The following is a 23,083-nucleotide window of genomic DNA, read 5'->3' as shown; positions in this document are numbered from 1 at the left end:
GTAATTACTATCAAATGTGTTGCACAATTTTATTTTAAATCTTCCTGATTAATAAAAGTCGTCATTTTAGCCACGAGTGTTTTTGATGCAATACTTTTATATCTGCGAAGTTTAACTCAATCTTCCAGAGATACTATTGGTTGTAGATAATATTAAAATGAACAATTCACATAATACTATAACATCTTATAAATTTGACGTCATTTATCTTTGTGATAATTAAAATAAGATATAACAATCGAAGGAGGTAGTATGGATAATGAAAGTAAAAGTTCAAGAACAGAAAAGACATTAAAACAAAAGGTGGCATTTGCTCAGCTTGAACTAAACCGCCTTAAGTCTCTGGAAAAATTAGAACGAAAGAAAGTTGAAACAAGGCTAAAGATTATACTTGGTGCGGAAGTGGCTAAAGCTATGCATTGCGATATCGAACAGGTGGATAAAGAACTCGTTATGGGGATTTTGCTTTCAGCACCTGACCTGAATGACATTGAGAGAATAACGTATATAAAAGCAGGCAGGAAGTTTCTCGCTCAAATGGGTGGAAGACAAAAATAAAAATATTTACGTCATTATTACTTTTTTATCAGATATGATAAATATCCCATGGAGAAGTAATAATGACAGTAGTAGTGATAACAAATGTTGTTTTTAAATCTCCCGGATAATCCATCCGTCTGTCAGATAGAGTTAAATATATCTTGTTATTTAACATACATGCCAAAAATAATGGTAGAAATATGACATGTATGTTAATTTACAAAAGAAGCATGCTAATTACATTCTGGATTTAGTTCTTTTTATTAACAATGTTTCAGTTTGCGTACCTAAAAGTGTTGACTTTATTTTATCGATGTTTTTCGAGCTAATATCATTTGAATTTAACACGCTAGAGATTATTTTAAAAAAGGCAAAGCCAAATGGGATATATGGATTGTCATCGTAAACACCTATTGTTGATGCTATAAGTCCGCATAAGTCTAATGAAGAAAGTTTACTTTCTTTATTTTCTATTTTTTTTATTTCTTTGTTTAGTTCGTAAATTTTTATATCAAGCTCTTCACTTGATAAGTTAGACAACGATCTTGAAAAATCCCTTATCCTCGGAATATCACCTTTAAGTATTGCATCGTCTAATTCTAAGGCTGACATGTCATTATCGATTGATAGTATTCTTGTTGCTATTTCACCGATTTTAGATGTTACAATAGCCTCTTCATTTATTCTAAAACCATTATATCCATATAAACAACATGCAGAAGCATTATATTGTGAATGCTCATTGCTGTGGTATGGATAAAAATCAGCATTTAATGCCATCGCCCACTCCAATGGCATAGCAGAAAATAATAGTTCAAGAAGAAGGTCTCGTCCTTGCCTATTGAATAACTCTGACATGACGGGGGCTATGCCAATGTTTGAAACACCCATGGCTCCACGCTCATGGATATTCATCTCCATTGAGTGCCAATTTTGAGATAGAGTCGTGATAAATAAGTTGAATATTTTGCCATCCAGTGCCCTCAATGTTTTGAGAATATTTAATTTTTCTTCGAAAGAAAATGTTGTAGCAAGAAAACCTGTTTTATTTCTGATGTCAATAATTGAGGATGATGCCAATCGTCTGGACAGAATAATGCATTCAGGATTAGTGTTTAGGCATTCTTCAAGAAATGATAAGTTATATCTTATTATGTTTTGTGGTAATGCAAATTGAATTCTACCTCTCGATATTAACTCTAGTAAATGTTGTTTCGGTATTTTCAAATGGTCTAAGAAGTCATTGTCTTGTCCGATGAGTGGATATGATATCACTACTCGTTCATAAACTGATAAATAGTTTCTTATATTATCTGGTTTAAAAATTTGTGCATCAACGAAACAACAACTATTTTTTTTGTTAAAACTTGTTGGAAGGGCACTACTTTTTTCGAAGTCATATGAAGTGAGAATTAAACTTCTGTTATCAAGCCAGAAATCCTCATCTTCTTCATGCTGGTTTCTTACTCTTGTTGGGACACTTTTAGGTAATGCTTTATTGGGTATTAACGCTAATGCATCAGAGTGTCTTTTTTCAGATAGATCAAAGTTTAATAATGAATCATCTATTAAATAATCAATTACATATTTAATACCGACGCTGTATAATGTTGTTCCTATTTCTGACTTTTCATCATCACTCAATTTTCTTGGGAATGACAAAACCAGATGAAGAGATGGTAATTTAAGTGTGTATTTAAATGGATGAAATTTTTTATTTATATATTGATAAAGTATATTTTCTAACTCTGAATCTGTGTATGGTGCGCCAAAAGAAAGAGCAACTTCGTAGTTTTCTCTTCCTACGATTTTTATTGCATTATTAGGGAGTGTTTGTGTTAGTAATAATTTAGGGCTACCAATAATACGATGCTCTTCTTGTATCTTTTCAAATTCCTTTAAGTCATCCTCAGTGAGTATTCCATCCTTTTCAATCAACACATAATATTTTGAATCACAATGCCATAATCCCTTTATATCTATTTCGGGATGAGCTAATGCAAGCGATTCAAAACCATATCGTGAGTAGTTTATATCATGTTCATCTATATAATTCATATTGTATGTCCTTAAATTATAAATCTTTAATCAAATATGATTAGAAATTTATTGTATATGAATACCTGTCCGTATAGTAAAGGAAGTTGAGCTTTTGTCATCCGCAAGTATGTCTAAGAAATACAATACCCCGCCCAATCATCCATCAGCGCCACCCGCTTAGGCCATAACGTCCCACGTTGATACGCAGCCTCTGCCTTATCTGCCAACTGGTGAGCTAACGCATGTTCAATTACTTCACGCGGGTAGTTGGTCGTTTCACCAGCCCAATCACGGAATGTCGATCTAAAACCATGCTGCGTTAAATCGGTGTATCCCATTCGTTTTAGGACTGCCAGTAAAGCCGTATCCGAGAGTTGTCCCTTCCGAGTGGCAGGGAATACAAAATTTATACCCTTAAAGCGTGGTAAAGCTTTTAAAAGAGCAACAGCAGCATCAGACAGAGGAACTCGATGCTCCTTCGCTGCTTTCATTCGACTGGCGGGTATGGTCCACGTTTTACCTTCAAGATCGATCTCTGGCCACTCGGCACCACGAATTTCATCTGAGCGTGCTGCGGTCAGTATGGCAAACTCAAGCGCACGAGGAGAAACGCCGCTTCGTTCACGCAACTCTTTCATAAAGGTGCCGATCTGGTTATAGGGAAGAGCGGCATGGTGTTTGGTGACCTGAACTTTACTTGGCTGAGGCAGGAGAGGTTTCAGCATACCTTTCCATGCTGCAGGATTATCACCTTCAAAGTATTCTTTGGCCTTGGCATAATCAATTACTGTTTCAATACGTCCACGTAGACGGCTAGCAGTTTCATTCTTGGTTAACCAGATAGGTTCCAGTATTGCCAGAAGATCAACTTTGGTGATTTCACTAACGGCCTTTTTGCCAATGAAAGGGTAGGCATAGGTCTCCAGTGTGGAACGCCATTGAGCGAGATGCTTTTTGTTCTTCATCTCACTGTTTTTGACTTCCAGCACTTCTTCACAACATTCGGCAAAGGTCTTTTTCTTCCGGGCCAGTATTTCCTGCCGGGCTTTTTGCTCGTGTTTTTCCTGAAGGGGATTAATACCATTACGGATTTGTTTACGTAGCTCACGCGCTTTGTCACGCGCTTCTGCTAAGGATACTTCCGGGTAGGGGCCAAGCCCCATATTCAAACGTCTTGGAACTGTTCTACCGAGATTATTGATTCGGGTCCCCATAGCCACGCAAAGAACCCATGCACGGGACTGATTCCGGATGCGAAGGTATAAACCATCCACACCACCTACGGCATACATACCTTCGGATTTTAATCGTGATACGACGAGTCCTGAGAGTTCCTTGGCCTTCTTTGGCATAGCAAAATCCTGTCATACAACCCGCCATACATACGGTACTGCATAAAATAGCTGATTATTTGCACAGTAGCAATACACTACCGAACAAAAAAATAATGACAATATTTTGTTTTTAAAGGAAAAATAGCACTTAGGTGGGCGTTATCGAACACTAAAAATTTAGACCCTCTCTCCGCCACTATTCAAGCAGTTAGCTACGTTCCTTTCAACGACGCCCGTCACACTTGGTATTGTGTTGGTATACCCATCCGGTGTTTTTCGCGCCATCATCATCTTCCGATTTACCCAAAACAGGAAGATACAGGGCTGTGAATATTCTGACTTTGCGATCCTGAACATGAACCTGATGTTTCATTTTGTGGTCTGCGTCCGCTTTCACCCATAATGTGCAAACTGGCGAGACCTGGTCGCAGTTGTGCCCGCCAGGGCGCTTTTAAGCGTGCCTGTGAAACGGTGTTGCATCAACTGCATTGCGGTGGAAGATGCAGAGGTGTTGGCGCACCTTCGCATTCTGTTGATTGTTTTGAAATTGATATATTTCAAATAATGATGACACTTTCTGGCGCTTTTTAGCTCGTGTTAAGGACAATGTTTTATCCACCCATCCCGGCTTCACTACCCGCATCGCGCTTAAAAGCTGAAGCGATATCCGCCGTTGACTTGCTTCTGATCAAAAGCATTTCCCTGCGTGTAATCGGCTTCGAGGTAGAGCGTGTGCTGCTTGTTGAACTGTGCACTCACACCCACGCCGTTGTTCCAGCCATTACCTTTGAAGCTGTGTTTCTCCCGGGAGCGGTTCAGCCGATACTCTGTATCCCCTGAAAACTCGCGGATACCACCGGTCTTCACATACATATTCAACCGGTTGTTACCTGCGGTGACGTCATACCCCAGTACCATGCTGGCACGCCCCAGCATCGAATCGTAGTGGCTCAGATGGATATTGAGGCCATTACTCGCCTTCATATCCATGTCATTCTGGTCGCTGTAAGTGAACTGGGCCTGTGGTTCAATATAGAACCCATGACATGGTTGGTTCAGGCTGAATTTCTGCCCGGCTTCCAGAGAGACGCTGAATCCGTTGGTGCTACCGCTGGCGCTAACGCCGTTGTTCTGGCTGTCCAGTACATGAAAGCTATTTTTCTGGCGTGACGCTTTTACAACCAGATCGCTGTAAAATCCGCTTTGTGCCATGTAGCTGGCGTACATCCCCATGTAGTCTGAACGTGCAGTACCATCGCCTTCGCGATAGTCTGGCGACGCGCGCGTCGAACCAATAAACAGACCCACATACAACGGCGTTGCATCAGAGAGACGTTTATCTCCGCCAAACTGTATACCGCTGTAACCCATGTCAAAGCCGCTCAGTTTGCCACTGGCGAAAGAGTCCAGGCTTCCCCCGTAACCGCGAAGCCAGATATTACCTTCCTTGCTCTGATTTCTCAGGTCGCCCATCCGTTGCATCAGCGTGCGGTTTTCGACATAGTTCATCAGATAACCGACGTTGAGATAATTGCCGCCAGCATCTGCGGTCGTGGTTGGCTTAGGCGCGGGAGAGGGTTTTTCGATGGGAGGCTGAGCCGGATCTGGTGTTGGATCAGGAACCGGCTCCGGAGCTGTCCCGGAAGCGTAAAGTTCCCAGTTGGTCCCATTTTTACGCACATCATACAGATATCCCCCCAGCTCAACCTGAGAAGAGGCGGTGAATGAGGCCGCACCGTCGGGGGTTTGGACAACGGTCAGGACTTCATTTCCCGTTGTCGCCTCGCTGCCCTGGTTGCGGATGGTCAATACGTGATTACCGGCACTGCTTCCGCTGACATTCAGTAAATCTCCTGCGTTATTAACGCCATCCCCCTCGCCAACGACATCGGCACGCATAACAAAAGTGCTGCTACCGCTCAGGTTCGCGACGTTTAACGTGGTAAATGCGCTGGCGGTTGAGGCGTGGCTGGCAAAATCGACGGTTGAATGAGTCAGCGCCAGCGTATCGAGGTTGGAATGACTCGTCACGTTCCAGACGCTATTATCCATTGCGACGTCCAGTGTCCCGCCATTGACATTGTCGCTGAAGGAGGAACCCGTCCAGACAGATCCGGAATGCATGTCCAGATTGATCACCCCACCTCTGGAAAGTACGCTGCCATTGATCAGCATATGTCCCGAGGCGTTGATTCGACTGGCAGCATAGCCATCGTTATGTTGAGTCGCGATGGCCATCTGGTCGGGCGTGCTCATATCAATGACCAAATCGTTTGTCAGATCGATCTGGCTGTTAGTCATGGCGTAAACCCCCCGGGTTCCCGCCGCGCCAGTGATGCTCAGATTATCACCGGTTATTTTACCGCCGCCAAGTGTCCACAAACCCAGCGCCAGGCTGCCATTGCGATCCACCGTAATGTCGGTGTTTTGCAAGTTGATAACGGCCGTTGCGCTCTGGGCAGAGGCACCGTAAGAACCGCCAGAGAGTATGCTGTTCCGTTGCGCTGTCGAACCGGAAAAATTGATCGTTGCGCCTGTGCCGCTGGTCACGAGCCCACCCCCCAGGGCGGAAGAAATGTGGCTGCCTTCACCAATAGTGGTCGTTCCACCACGCACTTCAATTCCATTGGCGTCAGTACCATTCACATCCACTGTGAGTCCACTCGCATTAACCTGCCCAAAGCTCCAGATGCCGTGCGCATAGCTGCCATTGGTTTTAATGATGCTGTTTGTTCCCAGGTCGACAACAGAGTTTCTCTGTACGTTTATGCCTAAGGCGCTGTTACCCTGAACATCGATCGTCAGATCTGTCGCGGTAAAACGTGCAACACCGTTGGCTGAATTACCGTTGAGACCACCGATATAAACCCCTGAGCCACCCTCGGTTTTGATTTGGCTTCCGCTACCAAGATCGGCACTGCTGCCATAGTCGTTGATGCTTAAGCCTGTTCCGTTCGCGTTTTCAATGGAGAGTTGGCTGGCTAATAGCGTAGAGCTATGGCCAACAATGACGCCGTTACCGTTACTTTTAATGGTGCTGCCCGTACCTAAGTCAGCATGCGTATAGTTACCATTTAAGGTAATGCCGACGGCAGCGGTCTGACCGACAACGTTTACTGTCAGTTGGTTAGCTGTCAGGGTGCTGTTGTCACCCTGAAGAATGATCCCCTTTGCATATCCGGAGGGGTCGTTGACATTGACGGTAACATTATTACCCAGGTTGATGTTGCCAGGAGTATTGCCTGTAGGGGTCATTACGCCATAGATGCTCCCGTTAGGATCGACGTTATCTCCTGTAATTCTGTCACCATCATTAACTGTAATATTGGTACCATTTTGACTGCCTAAATCAGCAGCAACCACTAATGGCGAAAAGACAATGGCATTCAAACCAATAGCGCCGATCGTCGCCAGTTGAATTGAGGCAGAACGTATTTTAAATTCAGTGAGGCGATCGGCCCCAGTATTTTCATTGTGTTGTTTGATGCTCATACTACTCCTGTATAGTACCGCAGACTGCGGGTACTATGAACCCTGTCATTTTGCATACGTGGGGCAATAATGTTTTCTCCCATCATCACCGGGTTATTTATATGATGCGGTTAAGACGAGAGGCCGGAGAATAGTTCTCTATTGCCGGGTGTCATCAGAAAGGCTGAAAATTAAGGGGTTTTTAGCTTCCCTCTTGCGAGAGTGCGTTAAGAATAAACTGTTCTCATGCCTGCCGTCGTACTTTATTCCATGCAGTGACTATAAATAGGTCAAAAAATGTTGTCAAAAAGTTCGGCAATATCATTGGATAAATATTTTGGTAAAAGTCTTATTTGTTTGTCGAATTTTCTAATTTATTGTTTTATTTTAAACCGGAGCAATAAAGTGTTGGCTGTTTTTACATTCTTAATAATAAGAAAATGCAAAAATATCAGCAGTCTCTTTTGGTGAGTGAATTTCTACGCGGGAGTTTTACCAAACCATGCTCAGATGCGGTTTCGCGTACGGTCAAAGCGGGAATTCTGCCGTGGAATGAGTATAAGAGGTACAAAAAAGCCCGCCGGAAGCGGGCCTGACATCATTCTGGAAATTAGAACTGATACACTAAGCCCAGCGCAACGATGTCATCAGTCGCGATGCCGTTGTCTGCATAGAAGTGGTCATCATTGTCCAGCAGGTTAATTTTGTAATCAACGTAGGTAGACATGTTTTTGTTGAAGTAGTAGGTCATACCTACATCAACATATTTCACCAGATCTTTGTCGGTGTAACGCGCGTTACCATCACCATCGTGATCCTGACCACCCAGTTCCTTACCTTTAGATACAAGGTAGGCGATGGATGGGCGCAGACCGAAATCGAACTGATATTGCGCGACCGCTTCAAAGTTTTTAGTCTGGTTAGCGATACCGCCAGTTGCTTCACCTTTGCCACCGCCGTAGTAAGTCATGTTGCGGGTTTCAGCATACATCGTGGCCAGATAGATATTGTTCGCGTCGTATTTCGCACCCAGGGTCCAGGCTTCTGCTGTTTCACCGCCAGCATAGTTGTTGGCATGGGAACGATCGCCGTAACCACGCGTAACCTGATTATCGGTACGATCGGAATTGGCGTAAGCCGCGCCCAGGCTCAGACCAAAGTCAAAGTCGTAGGAGGTGGATATACCGAAACCGTCGCCGTTTTCTTGAGCCAGCTTACGGTTGGTGCTGTTACCAGAACCTTCTTGCCCAGCGAATCCGCCTGAACCTTCATTGTTACCCTGATATTGCAGCGCAAAGTTCAGGCCATCAACCTGACCGAAGAAATCTTTGTTACGGTAGGTGGCAACACCGTTAGTACGACCCAGCATATACACATCGGTCTGAGTGTAGCTGTCGCCACCAAATTCTGGCAGCATATCGGTCCAGGCTTCTACGTCGTAAACCACGCCGTAGTTACGACCATAGTCAAAGGTACCATTCTGGCCGAAACCTAAACCGGCAAAGGCCAGACGAGTTGCGGAATCGCCTTTGTCGCCTTCGGTACCATTGGCCTGGATGTTGTATTCCCACTGACCGTAGCCGGTCAGCTGGTCCATGATCTGGGTTTCGCCTTTGAAGCCAAGACGGGCGTAGGACATGTCGCCATCGCTGCCAGCATCTTCAGAGAAGTAATGCAGACCATCCACTTTTCCGTAGAGATCTACTTTATTGCCATCTTTATTATAGACTTCAGCTGCATGTGCCGCGCCAGCAATAAGTAATGCAGGAACAAGCATTGCCAATACTTTTCTTTTCATTATGTTTTCCCTTATGATGATAATTCGCGTGAATATATTCCCCTTTCCAGAAGAACACGTTGGATACTATTCTATAGAGTTCATTTTATTTTAAAAATAACATGTAACAATTGTATTTTAAATATTTCCAAATATTTCATTTTAGTTTATTATAATTAATTTTATATGGTTTATTTAAAAATCATTCACATTTATTATGGTGTTATATCAAATGCTTATGATTCTATTTGATAGCATCAATCATTTGAATAATTACTGAATAAGCGTATATCAATCAGTCTGGGGTAATAATAAAGAAACTGGCATAGGAGCTGGTTATAAAAACAAGTTAATTTAACGATAAAAAGGCTAATGACTCGTTCATAATGATATGGATAATATAAAAAAGAAAACAGGATGATGGGGTGAATGTTTTGCTTGTTTGCCGTATGAGAAAATAAACGGAAAGCTGGGGGATTATTAATATCAGGGGGAGTAGCAGAGGATTTTGGTGACATAACTAAAATTGCCCTGGATCAATACATATGCAAAATCAATGACTGGCGGTGGTGTTGTGGCACACATAACATAAAAATGTGATTATAATCACAAAAATGAGCAATGATCTTTTTTGAGTCACATTACAAAAATGGAGTTTCCTTTGAGCAGTATGGAAGAAAGAGCAACACGGAGTCTGGGCGGAAAACTGGCATTGTGGGTGTTTTACGCTTTCTGCGTTTACTTTGTCTGGGCCATGCTTCGCTACGTGTGGGTGATCAGCCACATCGAGTCGATTCAGGTTGCTGGATTCGAAAGCTCACTTGGCTCAACCAGTGGGAGATGGATGGGCGCTCTGCTGGGTTTTCTGGTCCTCGGGCTGGTGGGATTGATCCTCGGCGGCATCGCCTGGTATACGCGTCCGCGCCGTCAGCCAACGTGAAGACACGGGAGAAACTTGCTACTGTAGCGTTTCTTAACGTACAGGAGGCAATGTGGATCTTCAGCACTGGCAATCACAATTTGAAGCGTGGCTAGGTAACCATCACACCCGGCAGGATACCGCGCATGATATCTTTCATTTTCGCCGCGTCTGGGCAACATCCCGGAAACTGATGGAAGGACAGGACGTAGATGGGCTGGTCGTGCTGACAGCCTGTTATTTCCATGACATTGTCAGTCTTGCCAAAAATCATCCTAATCGCCATCGCTCGTCGGTTCTGGCGGCTGCTGAAACTCGCCGTATCCTCATCCAGGATTTTCCGACCTTCCCCGAACCGCGACTGGCGTCGGTTTGCCATGCGATCGAGGCCCACAGTTTTAGCGCGAACATTGTCCCGCTTACTCTGGAAGCAAAAATCGTTCAGGATGCTGACAGGCTTGAGGCGCTGGGCGCGATAGGGCTGGCACGGGTCTTTGCGGTTTCAGGCGCGTTAGGCGTGGCGCTTTTTGATGGTGAAGATCCCTTTGCAGAGCGGCGTGCGCTTAACGATAAACAGTTTGCCCTCGATCACTTCCAGACCAAACTACTGGCGTTGCCCGGTACCATGCAAACCGAGCGTGGACGTGAACTGGCCCGGCATAATGCGGCGTTCCTGGTAAACTACATGGCAAAACTGAGTGCTGAGCTAAAAGGGGAGTATGAGTCTGTCGATCCTGTGGTGATCCACGCATTTCGCCCCGGCCACTCGTAAAGCCAATTTTATGTTAACCTGACGACACTCTTTTTTGGCCGGTTGACGATATGCAGCAAAATCTTTCAGTAACAGGTTCGCTGGTTCCCGCGACAGACAGCAATGCAGAAACTGTGCAGGCGCTGTTGGCGAAATTGTTGGAAATTTATGATGTTAAAACGCTGGTGGCTCACCTGAATGGAATCGGCGAGAACCACTGGAGTCCGGCTATTTTAAAACGCGTGGTGGCGAATGCCTCGGCATGGCATCGATTAAGCGAACGAGAGTCGGCGTTTTTACGCTCTCTGTTGCCCACGCCGCCTGCGCACCATCCTCACTATGCCTTTCGGTTTATTGATCTCTTTGCTGGCATTGGCGGTATTCGTCGCGGATTTGAAGCGATAGGCGGGCAGTGCGTGTTTACCAGCGAGTGGAACAAACATGCGGTGCGCACCTATAAAGCCAACTATTACTGCGACCCGGCGAGCCACCATTTTAATGAAGACATTCGCGATATCACGCTCAGCCATCACGAAGGCGTTAGCGACAGTCAGGCGGCAGAACATATTCGCCAGCATGTGCCTCAGCACGATGTCCTGTTGGCAGGCTTCCCGTGTCAGCCATTTTCGCTTGCCGGCGTGTCGAAGAAAAATGCGCTGGGACGAGCCCATGGCTTTGCCTGCGATACCCAGGGAACACTATTCTTTGACGTCGTGCGCATCATTGACGCCTGCCGTCCGCCGATTTTCGTTCTGGAAAATGTGAAGAACCTGAAGAGTCACGATCGGGGCAAAACGTTCCGCATCATTATGCAAACGCTGGATGAGCTGGGCTACGACGTCGCTGATGCAGAGGATAACGGCCCGGACGATCCGAAAATTATCGATGGCAAACATTTCTTGCCACAGCACCGGGAACGTATTGTGCTGGTTGGATTTCGTCGCGATCTGAATCTGAAGCGCGATTTTACCCTGCGTGATATCAGGACGCGTTATCCTCAGCGGCGCACTACTCTGGCGGAGCTGTTAGAACCGGTAGTCGAAGCCAAATATGTACTGACGCCCGTGCTGTGGAAATATCTCTACCGCTACGCGAAAAAGCATCAGGCGAAAGGCAACGGTTTTGGCTACGGCATGGTCTATCCCGCGAATCCGAATAGTGTGACGCGCACGCTTTCCGCGCGCTATTACAAAGATGGTGCAGAAATCCTGATCGACCGTGGCTGGGATTTTGCTGCCGGGGAAGTAAACTTCGACGATCCGCAAAACCAGCAGCATCGTCCACGTCGCTTAACCCCGAGAGAGTGCGCGCGGCTGATGGGTTTTGAATCGCCGCAGGGATACCAGTTCCGTATCCCCGTTTCTGACACCCAGGCCTATCGCCAGTTTGGTAACTCCGTCGTGGTGCCCGCATTCGCCGCCGTGGCGACGTTGCTGGAAGAGAAAATTAAAGCGGCTGTCGCGTTACGCCAGCAAGAGAACGTGCATGGCGGACGTTCACGATAAGGCAACGCGCAGTAAAAATATGCGGGCCATCGCGACCCGCGATACTGCCATCGAAAAACGGCTGGCGGGACTGCTGGCGGAGCAGGGACTCGACTATCGCGTTCAGGATGCATCGCTGCCTGGGCGTCCTGATTTTGTACTGGATGAATACCGCTGCGTGATTTTTACCCACGGCTGTTTCTGGCATCACCATCATTGCTACCTGTTTAAAGTGCCGGCTACGCGCACAGACTTCTGGCTGGATAAGATCGGTAAAAACGTGGAGCGCGATCGCCGTGATATCCAGCGTTTGCAGGTACTGGGCTGGCGGGTGCTGATCGTCTGGGAATGTGCATTACGAGGGCGGGAGAAGCTCGCTGACGTTGCGCTGTCTGAACGTCTTGAAGAATGGATCTGCGGCGGAGGCGCGCCCGCGCAGATCGACACTCAGGGGATGCATTTACTGTGACGTTTTTTCGTTTTCCACCGCGTCAAGCGTCGGTTTGGCAGGGAAAAGATATTTCCCCAGCGTCACCAGAACCACCGCAAAAACGATAACCCCCAACGCCAGCCATTCAATCAGTGCCAGACGTTCACCTCCCAGTCCCGTCCCCAGTAACACCGCAACGACCGGGTTCACGTAGGCGTAGCTGGTTGCCAGTGCGGGGCTGACGTTACGGATCAAATACATATAGGCGTTGATGGCGATGATGGATCCAAACACCGCCAGATAGCCGACCGCCAGAAAGCCTGACAGTGACGGTAGCGCGGTCAGTTTTTCACCGCTGATAAGCGAAGCACACATCAGCACGATCCCGGCGGCGAGCATCTCAATGGCGCCCGCCATCATTCCTGTCGGCAGTGTAATGCGGGAACCGTAGACGGAACCAAACGCCCAACTGATTGAACCAATCAGAATCAATATCGCCCCCCACGGATTGCCGCTCAGGTTGCCACCGCTATTGAGCATCACGATCCCCGCCAGGCCAATGGCAATCCCCATCCACTCCAGCTTGCGGGTTTTGATGCCAAAGAAATGGCTGAAGCACAGGGTGAACAGTGGGACTGTTGCCACCACGACCGCCGCGATGCCGGAGGGGACGTCCTGATGCTCTGCCACCGTGACCAGGCCGTTGCCGACGGCCAGCAGTAAAATGCCAATCAGCGCTGCGTTAAGCAGCGGGCGAAGCGGCGGAAGTTTATGACCGCGCAACAGTAAAAAGGCGGTTAACACTCCCCCGGCGGCGAGAAAACGGACGCCAGCCATCATCAGCGGCGGCCAACTCTCCACACCGATACGGATGACGAAATAGGTGGAACCCCAGATGATATACAGCGCGAACAGTGCGCTGAAAAGCGGTAACAACTGCCTGAAACGCATAATCCCTCACGTGAGAAACGCTAACAAGCGACATAGTAAACGCGAAAACTATCGGACTGGCGAGCGATATAATTCACGCATCTTGTTAGAAAAATGTTGACGAATGATGCCAGTTTCAGGCTTATGCGTTTTACTCCATACTTAACGCTTCAAGAAGAAAAAAATGAGGGAATAATTTTGGCAGGAAGTAGCTTACTGACCTTACTCGATGATATCGCCACGCTGTTGGATGACATCTCGATGATGGGCAAACTGGCCGCGAAGAAAACCGCTGGCGTTCTGGGGGATGACCTGTCGCTTAACGCGCAGCAGGTGACGGGGGTTAGAGCGAATCGTGAGCTGCCGGTGGTCTGGAGCGTGGCGAAAGGCTCGCTCGTCAATAAAGTGATCCTTGTGCCGCTGGCGTTGCTCATCAGTGCCTTTATTCCCTGGGCTATTACCCCGTTGTTAATGATTGGCGGCGCCTTCCTCTGTTTTGAAGGGGTGGAGAAAGTTCTGCATACCCTCGAATCGCGAAAACACAAAGAAGATCCGGCTGAACGACAACGGCGGCTGGAAGCGCTGGCGGCGCAGGATCCGCTGGCGTTTGAAAAAGATAAAATCAAAGGCGCGGTGCGAACCGACTTTATTCTCTCTGCGGAGATTGTGGCGATCACGCTGGGGATTGTGGCCGAGGCGCCGTTGCTCAATCAGGTGCTGGTCCTGTCGGGGATCGCGCTGGTGGTGACAATTGGCGTTTATGGCCTGGTCGGACTGATTGTTAAGCTGGATGACATGGGCTACTGGCTGGCGGAAAAAACCAGCGTGCTGGCGCAGGCGTTAGGTAAAGGTTTGCTGGTTGTCGCGCCGTGGCTGATGAAATCATTGTCGGTGGTTGGCACGCTGGCGATGTTCCTGGTGGGCGGCGGGATTGTGGTGCACGGCGTTGCGCCGTTACATCATGTCATTGAACAGTTCGCCCAACAGCAAAGCGCCGTGGTGGCATTGATTTTGCCGACGCTTCTTAATCTGGTGCTGGGCTTTATCATCGGCGCGATCGTCGTGCTGCTGGTAAAAGCCGTGGCCAGAGTGCGCGGGGTGGCGCACTAAAAGTCTTCCCCACAATGAGGCAAAACCAGACATCCTCGTCTAAGGTGAAAACGTTCACTGTATACAGGAGGTAACATGGTTTTTTCGGTCAGTGAGGAAGTGACTGTGAAAGAGGGCGGTCCACGCATGATTGTCACCGGCTATTCCAGCGGTATGGTGGAGTGTCGGTGGTATGATGGGTTTGGCGTCAAGCGAGAAGCATTCCATGAGAATGAGCTCGTTTCCGGTGATGCCAGACAACGGTGTGAATGAGCCTGATGCCTAAACGCCCGGCGACTGTCGGGCGTTTTCTTAAATTCAAAAAATACGTGACGGCCATAATACGTAACGTACTGAGTTATGCCAGGATTAGGAAAGCAATCGCGAGTAGGGAGTGGTCAGAGTGCCGCACGAAACAACGATGGAAAACTGGGGCTGGCTGAAAACGCTGGCGCGGCGACTCGGCCCTGGCCATGTCGTGAATCTCTGTTTTCTGATCGTCATGCTCTTTTCAACCCTGCTGACCTGGCGGGAAGTGGTTGTCCTGGAAGACGCTTATATCTCAAGCCAGCGCAATCATCTGGAAAATGTCGCCAACGCCCTCGACAAGCAACTGCAATTCAATGTGGATAAACTGCTGTTTCTGCGTGACGGGATGCACGAGGCGCTGATCACCCCACTGGGATTTTCCGTCTTAAAAGATGCGGTTACCCATTTTGAACAGTTACGTCATTCGCGCGTCTGGCAGCTAGAACTGGATAAGCGACGAACGCTGCCGCTGAATGGCGTTTCTGATTCGTTTGTGAATCAAACACAGTTGCTCTCGCGTGACAACGAATCGCTGGATAACGAACTGACTGCCGCGCTGGAAGTCGGCTATCTGCTGCGCCTGGCGATCACCCGCGCGTCCCTGTCCCTACAGGCGATGTATGTCTCACGCGCGGGATTTTACGTCTCCACGCTGCCGACATCGCTCTCGAGCGAAATTACCACCCGCTACTACGACTACGTGATTCAACCCTGGTTTACCGAGCAGTCGCAGCGAAAAAACCGGACGCGCGGCGTGCGCTGGTTTACCTCGCCGTCACCCGAACTCAGCTATGAGCAACAGCGTGTAACCGTCAGTGTACCGTTGGATAACAACCATTACTGGCTCGGGGTGTTGGCGATGACGATCCCCGTTTCAGCGGTAGAACGGTTTATGGATGAGGCTATCGACAAGGATGTGGAAGGGGAGTACCAACTCTACGACAGTAAACTGAAACTGCTGGCAGCCTCAACGCCGGAACTGAGAAATGCAAAGACGTTTGACGAGCGCGAACTGGCGATGCTGGCGCATGATATTGAGCAGGATACTGTAGGTGGTTTGCGCATGGGGAGCCGCTATATTAGCTGGGAACGGCTGGACCATTTTGATGGTGTGCTGGTGCGGGTACATACCTTAAGCGAAGGAGTACACGGCGATTTCGGCAGCATCAGTATTGCGCTGGCGTTACTGTGGGCGCTGTTCACCGCGATGCTGATCATCTCCTGGGTGGTTATTCGCCATATGGTCAGCAATATGTTTGTGCTGCAAAGTTCACTTCAGTGGCAGGCATGGCACGATACGCTGACCCGCTTGTATAACCGCGGGGCGCTGTTTGAAAAAGCCAAACAGCTGACCCAGCGTTGTCGAACGCAAAAACAACCGCTGTCGGTTATTCAGATCGACCTGGATCACTTCAAAAGCATCAACGACCGTTTTGGCCACCAGGCCGGGGATCGGGTGTTAACGCATGCCGCAGGTTTAATCAGCGGCACATTGCGTACTTATGATGTTGCCGGCCGCGTGGGCGGGGAGGAGTTCTGTGTGGTTCTGCCAGAAACGTCTCTGGCGCAGGCGGAGCAGATAGCTGAACGTATCCGCCAGCGGCTGAATGAGAAAGAGATTCTGGTGGCGAAAAGCGCAACGCTGCGGATAAGTGCCTCACTCGGGGTGAGTGGCACCCAGGAAACCGGGGACTACGATTTTGAGCAACTCCAGTCGCTGGCGGACCGCAGACTCTACCAGGCAAAACAGGCGGGGCGTAACCGGGTTTGCGCGGCGGATCGGGGCTAAGGCGCGGTGAACAGCCAGGTCATACCCTCCTGCCAGCCCTCGGGCCCTTCATGCTGTGTGTGGTAAACCTGCACCGCGCTGTCGGAGCGTAAAACCACCCCTTCGCGATTCAGTCCTTTGACGATCACCGCGTAATCCATCGCGTCAAGCAGAGGCGCGTCGTTCGGGCCATCGCCGAAGCCAACGGTGACCGGGCGTCTCTTCCACTGGTGCTGATAGAGATCAATCAGCCCGTTCGCCGCAGAGTTTTTTCCTGATGTGATGTCCAGAACATGCCAGAAGCGGGCGCCGTGGACAAACTTCAATCCCAGATCGTTTAGTTGTCGGGCAAACTCGGCCATGCGTTCATCGCTGTCGCGCCAGATCAGGGTGACAGAGGCCTCATGCAGGCGCGTTAAGCTGGCCTGGGCAGGCGACAAGCCGGTCCATTCGGCGATCGTGGACTCATCGACATCATCAAACGTTGTGAATTTAAACGCGGAGCGGGCACGAAGTTTACTCAGTACGGCGCTAATTTCAGCATGTGAGGCGCCGACGATCTGACGCGGAAAGTCAGGATGCGTCTGCCAGCGGCTGTCCAGTTCAACCACGGCACCATTCTCAGCAATCAGCGGTAGTCCTTGTAAGCCGAGTAACTTCTGGATGTGCAGCATCTCTGCGGCGGTTTTACTGCTGCACAGGATCACGGGAATATTTTTCTCACGCAGGCGAGCGAGCCAGTCGGCAGCGGGTTGCCAGTCATAGGTATGACTGTCCAGCAGCGTGCCATCGAGATCGGTAAAAATCAGCAGTGGAGCGTCGAGTGAAAGCATTTTTATTCCCGTCACGTTAGTCGCGGTATTCTGGATAAATCCTAAAAACAGGGTATTTTGCCTGACAGGGAATTGGGATCGATCCCGTCATCATGAGCGCTGACAGCCTGTCCGCCCTAACCATTAGAAGGATTAATCATTTGTCTGAAAAATATTTACTTGTCATGCAAAAAAATTGCGGATAAGGTTTAGCGTACATCAGATTTCCTGGTGTAACGAATTTTCAAGTGCTTCTTGCATAAGCAAGTTTCATCCCGACCCGCCAGGGTCGGGATTTTTTTCGCTGCCGGTTAGCGATTAATTTCCGTGACGCTAAAGTCATGGATATCCAGCTCAAACGCCTCGGCTAATTCATGCCATGTATGATACTCGCGACCATCCACGCTGACCCTGTCCGGGTCGTTTCCGCTACGATGAATCTCGCTCTCGCTGATTTCATTAATCGCCGCCAGCAACGCGTCAACATCGACGCTGACTTCACGTTTTGCGGTATCGCTGTACTCTTTCGCGGTCTTCATTTCAACCTCGTCATTAACCGTGCCACAGACTAAGTATAGACCGTTGAGAAAACCCGCAATTGAACCGGTCAGACGCTGTCAGGCGGCGGTTTTTGTTCTACACTGGCACAAAGCCACAGGAGGATAATGATGAAGGTGAATGATCGGGTTACAGTCAAAACGGACGGCGGTTCTCGTCGCCCTGGCGTGGTACTGGCAGTGGAAGAGTTTAGTGAAGGCACAATGTACCTGGTTTCGCTGGAAGACTACCCGCTCGGCATCTGGTTCTTTAACGAATCAGGGCATCAGGATGGTATCTTTGTGGAGAAGGTTGAGTAGGATTACGACGATCGATGTAAACCCGGCTGGTGGGACATCCACCAGTCGGGACGTCTCATCGCATGTTAACAAATATACCGTTGGTCACGTTATCGGTCAGTCTGACGACATGATAGATAACCTGTTTGTTATGCGTCTTTATCTTTCGTTTTATATTCCCCTTATGGGATGACACCGTTTTCGCCTTGATGTTCATTTGATCTGAAATTTGAATTGTTCCCTGGCCTTCCATCCACATGCGCAGCATGCTGGACTCAGTACGACTTAATGATAACGTCGGTAAATTTATTACCCCGGCGGCGTCCGTCTCTTTTTTCAGAATATCGCCAAGGAGATCGTCCAGTGATTCTGGCTTTATTGATTTTGAACTGATCAATAAGTTTTTTCTGACTAATAGATATTCATCAAAATGGACATTGGCAATTGCCATAAAAACAATAAATAGCGTATTGGGATGCTGATTAATGATTTGCTTTATATGCTGACTGTTGGCTGGATCATGGATAAAACAGTCTTCATTAATAAACACCACAGAAGGTTGGTGTGTGTCACAAGCGATGTCGAGTTCGTCAACGGTTTCGATGTCGTTGATTTCCCTTTTTTTCACCCCTCTGCTTACCAGATACCCGGTCAAACCTAGCCGGGTGTAACTGCATAGATCCATAATAATCGTTGACATGGCTTACCCTCACTCAATGCGTAACGATAATTCCCCTTACCTGAATATCTCATCACAACTTAACGGAATCGAATGCTTCACCTAATGAGACGCTTATGCGGTTTTCAGGCGGACTTACTATCCCGTAAAGTTACGTATAATTTGCCTGGAATTGTCTTAAAGTAAAGTAAATGTTGCGTTATGTGAGAGAGATAAAAACAAATAAAGCGCGTGAGAGTTATCCTGGTAGATGTTTTTACTGAATGACTTTCGGATAATCCTTAGAAAAACACGATAAACATTATGGACTATTATTAACGGGTAATTCACTAACAATATCAGCTAATAAATTGAAAATTTCGCTAAATAGATGTTCGCAAAACGGCGCAATCAACGGCATTAATGCCGCGATTAAGGTGATACCCACGGTCAGGGTGAGCGGAAAGCCAATCACAAATACGGATAATTGCGGTGCCATACGGTTGAGTAATCCCAGCGCCAGGTTCAGCGTTAGCAGCATAGTGATCACCGGCAGCGCCAGCATCATGCCGTTGAGGAAGATCAGACTCCCCGCTCTGGCCAGCGCCAGGAACGCGTTGCTGTTCACCGGATTGCCGCCAATAGGCAGGGTGTGGAACGTGTCAACCAGCAGTGAAATCAGCCACAGATGACCGTCAAAGGTCAGAAACAACAGCATCGCCAGCATATCAATGATTCTGGCAAGCACCGGCATATTCAGGTGGCTGGCCGGATCGACAAAAGTGGCAAAGGAAAGCCCCATCTGCAAACCGATAATCTCACCCGCCGTACGCACCGCCGCAAAGGCAAACTGCATGGTAAAGCCCAGCGCGATGCCGATCAGGATTTGCTGCATTGCCAGCCATAACGCGTTAAACGAAAAAATCGGCACATCGTTAGGCGGCAAAGAAGGGGCAATGACGATGGTGATGATGATCCCCAGTCCCAGTTTCACCCGTTTAGGGACCGCGCGTTCACTGAGGATAGGTGCGGTGGTGATCAGCGCCAGTACGCGCAGCAGCGGCCAGAAATAGAGGCTTAGCCACTGCAGCCATTGATCGCTGGTTACCTGCAACATCCGTCGTCTTATCCGATGATGTACGGCAGATTGGTGAACAGCGTGCGCACGTAATCCAGCAGCAAATTCAGCATCCACGGCCCGGCGACGATGATAGCCGTAAACACCGCCACGATTTTCGGGATAAACGACAGCGTCATTTCGTTAATCTGCGTGGCGGCCTGCAAGATACTGATGATAAGCCCCGTCACCAGCGCGACCAACAGCAGGGGGGCGGCAAGGGCGAGGGCAACTCTCATGGCCTCGGTGCCAATCATCATGACCGATTCGGGTGTCATTTTTTGCCTCTAACTGTAGAAACTTTGTGCAAGCGAACCCACCAGCAGTTGCCAGCCATCAACCAGCACGAACAGCATCAGTTTGAACGGTAGGGCAATGGTTGCCGGAGGAACCATCATCATCCCCAGCGCCATCAGTACGCTGGCTATCACCAGGTCGATAATCAGGAAAGGGATGAATATCGTAAAGCCGATCTGAAAAGCGGTTTTCAGCTCGCTGGTCACATAGGCGGGTAGCAAAATGCGCATCGGTACGGCTTCTGGCCCCTGAAGCGGGCCGCTGTTTGCCAGACGGGCGAACAGGGCCAGATCGGCTTCGCGGGTCTGGCGTAGCATAAATTCACGCAACGGCTGTGCCCCTTTATCCAGCGCTTCCTGCATCGAGATTTTCTCTTCGCTGAATGGCTGATACGCCTCGACGTAAATCTTGTCGATGACCGGCGACATGATAAAAAAGGTCAGAAACAGCGCCAGCCCCAGCAGCACCTGGTTTGGCGGTGCAGACGGCGTACCAAGCGCATTGCGCAGCAGGCCGAAGACGATGATGATGCGGGTAAAGCTGGTCATCATCAGCAAAATGGCCGGAATAAAGGTCAGCGAGGTGATGAAAACCAGCGTCTGTACGGGAAGCGACCAGCTCTGACCGCCGCCAGGCAGGGGCTGGCTCACCAGACCGGGAAGTTGCGCCAGTGCGGCGGGGCTGATAAGCCATAAACCGGTCAGCGTAAGGGATAACAAACGGCGCATCAGGATCTCCCGGAACGCTTAAGCAAACTCTTCATCATGGCCTGAAAATCGGCAGGAGCAGACGGCGTCTCTTCTGGCACAACAGGGGCCGGGGGGAGGGTATGCAGCACACTGATGTTTGATGCCGTGACGCCAAGCACCAGTCGCGCGTCCTCAACCTCGACAATCACCACACGTTCGCGCGGACCCAGCGAGGTACTGGCGGAAACTTTCAGTCCGCGCGCATGGCTGCCTTTCGGCGCAAAGCCCAGACGTCTGATGATCCAGGCGGCCGCCAGGATCAACAGGATGATGCCCAACAGCGCGCCGCTAACCTGCATCAGGGGGGACCCCGGGACGGCGGAAGGCGGTTGAACAGTGGCCTGGGTTTTCATGACTAACGGCTCAGACGACGCATACGCTCGGACGGGGTGATGATGTCGGTAATGCGTACGCCGTATTTATCGGCAACGACCACAACTTCACCCTGGGCGATCAGATAGCCGTTGATCAGGATATCCAGCGGTTCACCCGCCAGACCGTCCAGCGCCACCACGGAGCCCTGCGTCAGGCGCAGCAGCTCTTTAATGGTCATGCGCGTGCGGCCCAATTCGACGGTCAGCTTGACCGGAATATCCATGATCAGGTCGATATCCTGCAGCGTGCCGCTGACATCGCCACCGCCAAGCTGCTGGAAAACGGCATCGGCAGCACTTTTGCTGGTGGTCGTTTTTTGCTCGTTCAACGCGTCAGCCCACAGATCGTCCAATGCACCAGTGTTCTCATCAGACGGATTATTCATGTCACTCATTTGGGCTGTTCCTCATTCAGCGAATTCAAAATCGGGTTAATCAAATGTTCCACGCGTAACGCGTACTGACCGTTAACCGTGCCGTATTGGCTGGTCAGTACAGGCACACCGTCCACATGAGCAATAATGCGGTCTGGTTTTTCAATCGGCAGCACATCGCCGGGTTGCAGTTTTAATATCTGAGAAAGGCGCAGCGGAATATCGGCAAAGTTCGCCACCAGCTCCAGCTCGGAGTGCTGAACCTGACGCACCAGATTGTCGCGCCAGTTCTGATCTTCATTACGGGAGTTTTCCAGCGGCGGGTTCACCAGCAGTTCGCGCAGCGGCTCAATCATGCTGAATGGCAGACAGATGTTGAACTCACCGGTCAGGTTGCCAATCTCGACATGGAAAGGGGTGTTAACCACGATATCGTTCGGCGACGTAGTGATGTTGGTAAATTTCACCTGCATCTCAGAACGCACGTACTCCACTTCCAGCGGATTGATGGCCTTCCACGCGTCGCTATAGCTTTCCAGCGCCAGTTTCAGCATGCGGTTGATAACGCGCTGCTCGGTGTGGGTAAACTCGCGGCCTTCCACTTTCGTCGGAAAGCGTCCGTCACCGCCAAACAGGTTATCGACGGCGATAAACACCAGGCTTGGCGAGAACACCACCAGACCCGTACCGCGCAGCGGCTTCAGGTGGATCAGGTTCAGGTTGGTCGGCACCGGCAGGTTGCGGGCAAACTCGTGATACGGCTGAATGCGGATCGCGCCCACGGTAATATCCGGGCTACGACGCAGCAGGTTAAACAGCCCCATCCGGAACTGACGGGCAAAACGTTCGTTGATGATCTCCAGCGCTTGCAGACGCTCGCGCACCACACGACGTTGGGTATTGGGATCGTACGGGCGAATTTCACTTTCGCCCGCGATACCCGGAGTCGGCTCGTCTTTCGTGTCGCTGTCACCGTTCAACAGCGCATCGATTTCAGCCTGAGAGAGAATACTGTCGCCCATGT

General features: G+C 49.2%; 23 protein-coding genes. 9 read left to right on the top strand and 14 right to left on the bottom strand.

Annotation, left to right across the window (positions count from 1 at the left end; genetic code table 11):
* The first annotated feature begins 252 nt into the window (after nucleotides 1-252).
* The gene (locus OGY35_RS22995; protein WP_286633543.1) at nucleotides 253-558 is read left to right on the top strand and encodes a conjugal transfer protein TraD; all 306 of its coding nucleotides are present in this window, start codon (nucleotides 253-255) and stop codon (nucleotides 556-558) included.
* Between the two features lie 219 nt (nucleotides 559-777).
* On the opposite strand, the gene OGY35_RS22990 is transcribed toward OGY35_RS22995, so the two are convergent.
* The 4 genes from OGY35_RS22990 to ompC form a co-directional block, all read right to left on the bottom strand.
* Nucleotides 778-2,598 (bottom strand): hypothetical protein, encoded by a 1,821-nt coding sequence (locus tag OGY35_RS22990; RefSeq protein WP_286633542.1) that lies wholly within the window; start codon nucleotides 2,596-2,598, stop codon nucleotides 778-780.
* Between the two features lie 113 nt (nucleotides 2,599-2,711).
* Nucleotides 2,712-3,932 carry a tyrosine-type recombinase/integrase gene (locus tag OGY35_RS22985; RefSeq protein WP_286633541.1) on the bottom strand — a complete coding sequence of 407 codons (1,221 nt, stop codon included), beginning with the start codon at nucleotides 3,930-3,932 and terminating at the stop codon, nucleotides 2,712-2,714.
* A 630-nt stretch (nucleotides 3,933-4,562) separates the two neighbouring features.
* Nucleotides 4,563-7,406, bottom strand: coding sequence for an autotransporter outer membrane beta-barrel domain-containing protein (locus OGY35_RS22980; protein WP_286633540.1), 2,844 nt, complete (start codon nucleotides 7,404-7,406; stop codon nucleotides 4,563-4,565).
* A 589-nt stretch (nucleotides 7,407-7,995) separates the two neighbouring features.
* Complete coding sequence (gene ompC, locus OGY35_RS22975; RefSeq protein ID WP_286633539.1) at nucleotides 7,996-9,183, bottom strand: porin OmpC; 1,188 nt, start codon at nucleotides 9,181-9,183, stop codon at nucleotides 7,996-7,998.
* A 649-nt stretch (nucleotides 9,184-9,832) separates the two neighbouring features.
* Between ompC and drpB the strand changes: the two genes are divergently transcribed.
* From drpB to OGY35_RS22955, 4 genes are read left to right on the top strand one after another with little or no spacing between them, the layout of a single operon-like run.
* Nucleotides 9,833-10,102: a cell division protein DrpB gene (gene drpB / locus OGY35_RS22970; protein WP_286633735.1), complete on the top strand. Its 270-nt coding sequence runs from the start codon at nucleotides 9,833-9,835 to the stop codon at nucleotides 10,100-10,102.
* Nucleotides 10,103-10,154: 52 nt separating this feature from the next.
* On the top strand, nucleotides 10,155-10,853 hold the full coding sequence (locus tag OGY35_RS22965) for a phosphohydrolase (RefSeq protein WP_286633538.1): 699 nt from the start codon (nucleotides 10,155-10,157) through the stop codon (nucleotides 10,851-10,853).
* A 50-nt stretch (nucleotides 10,854-10,903) separates the two neighbouring features.
* Nucleotides 10,904-12,337 (top strand): DNA cytosine methyltransferase, encoded by a 1,434-nt coding sequence (locus tag OGY35_RS22960; RefSeq protein ID WP_286633536.1) that lies wholly within the window; start codon nucleotides 10,904-10,906, stop codon nucleotides 12,335-12,337.
* On the top strand, nucleotides 12,318-12,785 hold the full coding sequence (locus OGY35_RS22955) for a very short patch repair endonuclease (RefSeq protein WP_286633535.1): 468 nt from the start codon (nucleotides 12,318-12,320) through the stop codon (nucleotides 12,783-12,785). The genes OGY35_RS22960 and OGY35_RS22955 overlap by 20 nt, the downstream gene beginning before the upstream one ends.
* Here the strand turns inward: OGY35_RS22955 and yedA are convergent.
* Nucleotides 12,777-13,697 carry a drug/metabolite exporter YedA gene (gene yedA / locus OGY35_RS22950; protein WP_286633534.1) on the bottom strand — a complete coding sequence of 307 codons (921 nt, stop codon included), beginning with the start codon at nucleotides 13,695-13,697 and terminating at the stop codon, nucleotides 12,777-12,779. The two genes, OGY35_RS22955 and yedA, sit on opposite strands and share 9 nt — an antisense overlap.
* Before the next feature lie 171 nt (nucleotides 13,698-13,868).
* On the opposite strand from yedA, the gene OGY35_RS22945 reads away from it, so the two are divergent.
* The 3 genes from OGY35_RS22945 (at nucleotide 13,869) to dgcQ (ending at nucleotide 16,863) form a co-directional block, all read left to right on the top strand.
* Nucleotides 13,869-14,786 (top strand): DUF808 family protein, encoded by a 918-nt coding sequence (locus OGY35_RS22945; RefSeq protein WP_286633734.1) that lies wholly within the window; start codon nucleotides 13,869-13,871, stop codon nucleotides 14,784-14,786.
* A gap of 75 nt (nucleotides 14,787-14,861) precedes the next feature.
* Nucleotides 14,862-15,038: a YodC family protein gene (locus OGY35_RS22940; protein WP_178823915.1), complete on the top strand. Its 177-nt coding sequence runs from the start codon at nucleotides 14,862-14,864 to the stop codon at nucleotides 15,036-15,038.
* Nucleotides 15,039-15,168: 130 nt separating this feature from the next.
* Nucleotides 15,169-16,863: a cellulose biosynthesis regulator diguanylate cyclase DgcQ gene (gene dgcQ, locus OGY35_RS22935; protein WP_286633533.1), complete on the top strand. Its 1,695-nt coding sequence runs from the start codon at nucleotides 15,169-15,171 to the stop codon at nucleotides 16,861-16,863.
* Here dgcQ and OGY35_RS22930 read toward each other — a convergent pair.
* Entirely contained in the window at nucleotides 16,860-17,675 is an 816-nt protein-coding gene (locus OGY35_RS22930) for a mannosyl-3-phosphoglycerate phosphatase-related protein (protein ID WP_286633532.1), read from the bottom strand. The two genes, dgcQ and OGY35_RS22930, sit on opposite strands and share 4 nt — an antisense overlap.
* Before the next feature lie 290 nt (nucleotides 17,676-17,965).
* Nucleotides 17,966-18,193: a YodD family peroxide/acid resistance protein gene (yodD, locus tag OGY35_RS22925; RefSeq protein WP_042318260.1), complete on the bottom strand. Its 228-nt coding sequence runs from the start codon at nucleotides 18,191-18,193 to the stop codon at nucleotides 17,966-17,968.
* A 129-nt stretch (nucleotides 18,194-18,322) separates the two neighbouring features.
* Between yodD and dsrB the strand changes: the two genes are divergently transcribed.
* Nucleotides 18,323-18,511: a protein DsrB gene (gene dsrB / locus OGY35_RS22920; RefSeq protein WP_046481260.1), complete on the top strand. Its 189-nt coding sequence runs from the start codon at nucleotides 18,323-18,325 to the stop codon at nucleotides 18,509-18,511.
* A 55-nt stretch (nucleotides 18,512-18,566) separates the two neighbouring features.
* On the opposite strand, the gene rcsA is transcribed toward dsrB, so the two are convergent.
* The 7 genes from rcsA to fliM all read right to left on the bottom strand — a co-directional run bounded on the left by rcsA (nucleotide 18,567) and on the right by fliM (nucleotide 23,081).
* The gene (gene rcsA, locus OGY35_RS22915; protein WP_178823464.1) at nucleotides 18,567-19,190 is read right to left on the bottom strand and encodes a transcriptional regulator RcsA; all 624 of its coding nucleotides are present in this window, start codon (nucleotides 19,188-19,190) and stop codon (nucleotides 18,567-18,569) included.
* A gap of 280 nt (nucleotides 19,191-19,470) precedes the next feature.
* Entirely contained in the window at nucleotides 19,471-20,265 is a 795-nt protein-coding gene (gene fliR / locus OGY35_RS22910; RefSeq protein ID WP_152403953.1) for a flagellar biosynthetic protein FliR, read from the bottom strand.
* Between the two features lie 8 nt (nucleotides 20,266-20,273).
* Nucleotides 20,274-20,543 (bottom strand): flagellar biosynthesis protein FliQ, encoded by a 270-nt coding sequence (fliQ, locus tag OGY35_RS22905; RefSeq protein WP_042318268.1) that lies wholly within the window; start codon nucleotides 20,541-20,543, stop codon nucleotides 20,274-20,276.
* A gap of 9 nt (nucleotides 20,544-20,552) precedes the next feature.
* Nucleotides 20,553-21,290, bottom strand: a complete 738-nt coding sequence (gene fliP / locus OGY35_RS22900) for a flagellar type III secretion system pore protein FliP (protein WP_043000284.1) — start codon at nucleotides 21,288-21,290, stop codon at nucleotides 20,553-20,555.
* Complete coding sequence (gene fliO / locus OGY35_RS22895; RefSeq protein WP_286633530.1) at nucleotides 21,290-21,664, bottom strand: flagellar biosynthetic protein FliO; 375 nt, start codon at nucleotides 21,662-21,664, stop codon at nucleotides 21,290-21,292. Before fliO ends, fliP begins: the two co-directional genes overlap by 1 nt.
* Before the next feature lie 2 nt (nucleotides 21,665-21,666).
* Nucleotides 21,667-22,080, bottom strand: coding sequence for a flagellar motor switch protein FliN (gene fliN / locus OGY35_RS22890; RefSeq protein ID WP_042318274.1), 414 nt, complete (start codon nucleotides 22,078-22,080; stop codon nucleotides 21,667-21,669).
* On the bottom strand, nucleotides 22,077-23,081 hold the full coding sequence (fliM, locus tag OGY35_RS22885) for a flagellar motor switch protein FliM (protein ID WP_152403957.1): 1,005 nt from the start codon (nucleotides 23,079-23,081) through the stop codon (nucleotides 22,077-22,079). The genes fliN and fliM overlap by 4 nt, the downstream gene beginning before the upstream one ends.
* Nucleotides 23,082-23,083: the final 2 nt, after the last annotated feature.

The organism is Citrobacter sp. Ct235 (assembly GCF_030332305.1).
GTDB classification, from domain to species: domain Bacteria; phylum Pseudomonadota; class Gammaproteobacteria; order Enterobacterales; family Enterobacteriaceae; genus Citrobacter_A; species Citrobacter_A telavivensis.
This window is presented reverse-complemented; position numbering and strand designations above follow the sequence as displayed.

Bases quoted from the DNA above. Each gene is read 5' to 3' on its own strand.
- OGY35_RS22995 (WP_286633543.1), top strand. From the start codon at position 253: ATGGATAATGAAAGTAAAAGTTCAAGAACAGAAAAGACATTAAAACAA.
- OGY35_RS22990 (WP_286633542.1), bottom strand. From the start codon at position 2,598: ATGAATTATATAGATGAACATGATATAAACTACTCACGATATGGTTTT.
- OGY35_RS22985 (WP_286633541.1), bottom strand. From the start codon at position 3,932: ATGCCAAAGAAGGCCAAGGAACTCTCAGGACTCGTCGTATCACGATTA.
- OGY35_RS22980 (WP_286633540.1), bottom strand. From the start codon at position 7,406: ATGAGCATCAAACAACACAATGAAAATACTGGGGCCGATCGCCTCACT.
- ompC (WP_286633539.1), bottom strand. From the start codon at position 9,183: ATGAAAAGAAAAGTATTGGCAATGCTTGTTCCTGCATTACTTATTGCT.
- drpB (WP_286633735.1), top strand. From the start codon at position 9,833: ATGGAAGAAAGAGCAACACGGAGTCTGGGCGGAAAACTGGCATTGTGG.
- OGY35_RS22960 (WP_286633536.1), top strand. From the start codon at position 10,904: ATGCAGCAAAATCTTTCAGTAACAGGTTCGCTGGTTCCCGCGACAGAC.
- OGY35_RS22955 (WP_286633535.1), top strand. From the start codon at position 12,318: ATGGCGGACGTTCACGATAAGGCAACGCGCAGTAAAAATATGCGGGCC.
- yedA (WP_286633534.1), bottom strand. From the start codon at position 13,697: ATGCGTTTCAGGCAGTTGTTACCGCTTTTCAGCGCACTGTTCGCGCTG.
- OGY35_RS22940 (WP_178823915.1), top strand. From the start codon at position 14,862: ATGGTTTTTTCGGTCAGTGAGGAAGTGACTGTGAAAGAGGGCGGTCCA.
- OGY35_RS22930 (WP_286633532.1), bottom strand. From the start codon at position 17,675: ATGCTTTCACTCGACGCTCCACTGCTGATTTTTACCGATCTCGATGGC.
- yodD (WP_042318260.1), bottom strand. From the start codon at position 18,193: ATGAAGACCGCGAAAGAGTACAGCGATACCGCAAAACGTGAAGTCAGC.
- dsrB (WP_046481260.1), top strand. From the start codon at position 18,323: ATGAAGGTGAATGATCGGGTTACAGTCAAAACGGACGGCGGTTCTCGT.
- rcsA (WP_178823464.1), bottom strand. From the start codon at position 19,190: ATGTCAACGATTATTATGGATCTATGCAGTTACACCCGGCTAGGTTTG.
- fliR (WP_152403953.1), bottom strand. From the start codon at position 20,265: ATGTTGCAGGTAACCAGCGATCAATGGCTGCAGTGGCTAAGCCTCTAT.
- fliQ (WP_042318268.1), bottom strand. From the start codon at position 20,543: ATGACACCCGAATCGGTCATGATGATTGGCACCGAGGCCATGAGAGTT.
- fliP (WP_043000284.1), bottom strand. From the start codon at position 21,290: ATGCGCCGTTTGTTATCCCTTACGCTGACCGGTTTATGGCTTATCAGC.
- fliO (WP_286633530.1), bottom strand. From the start codon at position 21,664: ATGAAAACCCAGGCCACTGTTCAACCGCCTTCCGCCGTCCCGGGGTCC.
- fliN (WP_042318274.1), bottom strand. From the start codon at position 22,080: ATGAGTGACATGAATAATCCGTCTGATGAGAACACTGGTGCATTGGAC.
- fliM (WP_152403957.1), bottom strand. From the start codon at position 23,081: ATGGGCGACAGTATTCTCTCTCAGGCTGAAATCGATGCGCTGTTGAAC.